This is a genomic window from Bacillus carboniphilus (assembly GCF_039522365.1).
GTDB classification, from domain to species: domain Bacteria; phylum Bacillota; class Bacilli; order Bacillales; family JC228; genus Bacillus_BF; species Bacillus_BF carboniphilus.
Genome location: NZ_BAAADJ010000035.1, coordinates 1 through 1,393 on the forward strand (window position 1 = coordinate 1; position 1,393 = coordinate 1,393).

The 1,393-nt window shown below is 37.8% G+C and carries 1 protein-coding gene; it reads right to left on the reverse strand.

The genetic code is table 11. From position 1 onward, the window contains the following. Window positions 1-120 precede the first annotated feature (120 nt). The gene (locus ABDZ91_RS14200) at window positions 121-1,293 is read right to left on the reverse strand and encodes an IS256 family transposase (RefSeq protein WP_343800039.1); all 1,173 of its coding nucleotides are present in this window, start codon (window positions 1,291-1,293) and stop codon (window positions 121-123) included. Window positions 1,294-1,393: the final 100 nt, after the last annotated feature.

The window sequence follows — 1,393 nt, forward strand, 5'->3', positions numbered from 1 at the left end:
ATAATATTGTGTAAAATTGATTACAAGTATCAACCAGCTTTGTATTGGTAATGTGTATGATTTTGATTTGGTTTGGAAGGGGCCCCTTCCAAACCAAATCAAAATTTCGCTCCGCGGGACCTACTCTTCTTTTCTAATAAACCTTCGTTTTCTCGCTTGTAATTCTTCCAGATTCATTAAAACAGCACCAATTAATCTAAATGCAGACTGATTATTTGGAAACACTCGAATTACTTTTTCCCGGCGGCGAACTTCCTGGTTGAGGCGTTCTAAGTAGTTCGTTGTCTGAATAAATGTATGATACTGTACAGGCTGGTCGTAATACTGGATGGCATCTTCGAAACCTTCATCTAATATTTTCAATGCCTTCTCCAGCTTGGGATTATCTTCATAGGTGTTAAAAAACTCATCACGGAATAGCCGGGCATCCTCCACCCTCACTGCATCGAATATTCGTTTTAAATCTTGAGTGACTTGGCCCATCCCTTTTTTAGGCAACTTATCAATGATGTTGCGTTTAAAGTGAACCGTGCACCGCTGCCATGATGTACCGATAAATTCACGTTCAATTGCCTTTTTCAATCCCTTATGGGCATCTGAAATTACTAGTTTCGGTGACTGTAACCCTCTGGATTTTAATTCTTTAAAAAAGTCTTGCCATGCCTCATAACTTTCCTCATGATCAATCTTAAAGCCTATAATTTCTCTCTTTTGTTCCTGGTTAATGGCCGTCGCAATATAGACAGCTTTTGAAACCACTTTATTATGTTCACGAACTTTTATATACATGGCATCTGCAAAAATATATGGATAGTATTTCATATTCAATGGACGGTTTGCCCACTGTTTAACGATTGGATCTAGCTTTTCTGTCAGGGATGAAACAAAGGATTTAGATACCTGTTCGCCACACAACTGTTCAACAATTTGAGTGACTTTACGAGTTGATACTCCGTTAATAACCATTTCAAGCATCGATAATACCAAGGCCTGGTCTACACGTGAATAGCGTTCAAAAACAGATGGAGAGAAGTCACCACTACGGGTACGTGGAACTTTTAATTTTATTTTCCCAACACTTACTGTCCAATCCCTTGGGTAATACCCGTTACGGTAATCCTGTCTACTGTCTGTGCGTTCATAGGCTTCAGCCTTCAAATAATCATCACGTTCTTTTTCCATATACTCGTTCAGGACTAAGACAATGGTAGATTTAACAACTGCATCAATGTTTGAATTCATTACCGAATCTTTTAAAAGTTCCATATTTAGGTTAAACTGAAACTGGGTCATAATTATTTCCTCCTAATGTTTTACGTGGTTGTTAAACATTGTAACCAGGAAGGAATAATTTGACCCCTTTTTGTTTTTACACAATTATATGGACTTTATC

Coding starts and splice junctions, on each gene's coding strand:
- ABDZ91_RS14200 (WP_343800039.1), bottom strand. CDS start 1,293: ATGACCCAGTTTCAGTTTAACCTAAATATGGAACTTTTAAAAGATTCG.